Consider the following 1,839-nt stretch of genomic DNA (forward strand, 5'->3'; position numbering starts at 1 on the left):
CACGCGTGACGGACGAAGCCGACGACATTGCGAGCCGCGTCGATAACGGCGTCGGTTTTGTGACGCTGAACCGGCCCAAGGCGATCAACTCGCTGAATCAGGGCATGGTCTCTGGCTTGCGCGCGGTCCTGACTGCCTGGGAGCAGGACGACGCGATCAGCGCGGTGGTGCTCTCCGGGGCCGGGGAGCGCGGGCTGTGCGCCGGCGGTGACGTGGTGGCGATCTATCACAGCGCCCGCGCCGACGGCGTGCAGGCCCGGCGGTTCTGGCACGACGAATACCTGATGAACGGTCAGATCGGTCGCTTCCCGAAGAAGTACGTCGCGCTGATGGACGGCATCGTGATGGGCGGCGGAGTCGGGGTCGGCGCGCACGCCAACACCCGGGTGGTGACCGAGACGTCGAAAATGGCCATGCCCGAGGTCGGTATCGGCTTCATCCCGGACGTCGGCGGGGCTTACCTGCTGTCGCGCGCACCGGGATCGCTGGGCCTGCACGCCGCGCTCACCGGGGCGCCGTTCTCCGGGGCCGACGCGATCGCTCTGGGTTTCGCCGACCACTACGTGCCGCACGACAAACTGGATGCGCTGCGCCAAGCTATCGCCGCGGACGGCGTCGAGTCGGCCATCGCCGCACACGCCGTCGAACCGCCGGCCAGCCAGCTTGCCGCGCAACGGGATTGGATCGACCACTGCTACGCCGGCGACACCGTCGCCGATATCGTTGCCGCACTGCGGGGCCATGACGCCGGTCCCGCCAGCGACGCCGCGAACCTGATCGCGACCCGCTCCCCCATCGCCGTGTCGGTCACGCTGGAGGCCGTGCGCCGCGCCGCCAAGCTCGACACGCTGGAAGATGTTCTGGCCCAGGATTATCGGGTGTCGTCCGCGTCGCTGCGTTCGCACGATCTGGTGGAGGGCATCCGGGCTCAGCTGGTCGACAAAGACCGCAACCCGAAGTGGTCGCCGGCATCGCTACCTCAGGTGAGCGCGGCTGACGTCGAGGCATACTTCGCACCCGTCGACGACGAACTGACGTTCTAGAAGGAAGCAGGGCATGGCCGAAAAAGAATACGAAACCATCCTGGTCGAGCGCGAGGACCGGGTCGGCATCATCACCCTGAACCGGCCGAAGGCGCTCAACGCGCTCAACAGCCAGGTGATGGACGAAGTCACCACCGCGGCAGCCGAATTCGACAACGACCCCGGCATCGGGGCGATCATCATCACCGGCTCGGCGAAGGCGTTCGCCGCGGGCGCCGACATCAAGGAGATGTCGCACCTGGCGTTCTCCGACGCATTCGCCGCCGACTTCTTCGCCCCGTGGGCCAAGCTCGCGGCCGTGCGGACGCCGACGATCGCCGCGGTCGCCGGGTACGCGCTCGGTGGTGGCTGCGAGCTCGCGATGATGTGCGACGTGCTGATCGCCGCCGACACCGCGAAATTCGGTCAACCGGAGATCAAGCTGGGCGTGCTGCCGGGCATGGGCGGCTCGCAGCGGCTGACCCGGGCCATCGGCAAGGCCAAGGCAATGGACCTGATCCTGACCGGACGCACCATCGACGCGGTCGAAGCCGAGCGCAGCGGCCTGGTGGCACGGGTCGTCCCCGCCGACGACCTGCTGACCGAGGCCAAGGCCGTTGCCACCACGATCTCGCAGATGTCGCGGTCGGCGTCCCGGATGGCGAAGGAAGCCGTCAACCGCGCCTATGAGTCCACGCTGACCGAGGGTCTGCTCTACGAACGTCGACTATTTCATGCGGCTTTCGCGACCGACGACCAGTCCGAAGGCATGGCCGCATTCATCGAAAAACGGGCTCCGAACTTCACCCACCGCTAA

2 protein-coding genes are annotated in these 1,839 nt (G+C 67.5%); both read left to right on the forward strand.

The features are described from left to right. The first annotated feature begins 5 nt into the window (after positions 1-5). Positions 6-1,043: an enoyl-CoA hydratase/isomerase family protein gene (locus VGG53_RS12815; protein ID WP_331518433.1), complete on the forward strand. Its 1,038-nt coding sequence runs from the start codon at positions 6-8 to the stop codon at positions 1,041-1,043. 13 nt (positions 1,044-1,056) lie between these two features. Further along, positions 1,057-1,839 carry an enoyl-CoA hydratase gene (locus tag VGG53_RS12820; RefSeq protein ID WP_331518432.1) on the forward strand — a complete coding sequence of 261 codons (783 nt, stop codon included), beginning with the start codon at positions 1,057-1,059 and terminating at the stop codon, positions 1,837-1,839.

Source organism: Mycobacterium sp. (genome assembly GCF_036490025.1).
Classification (GTDB): Bacteria; Actinomycetota; Actinomycetes; order Mycobacteriales; family Mycobacteriaceae; genus Mycobacterium.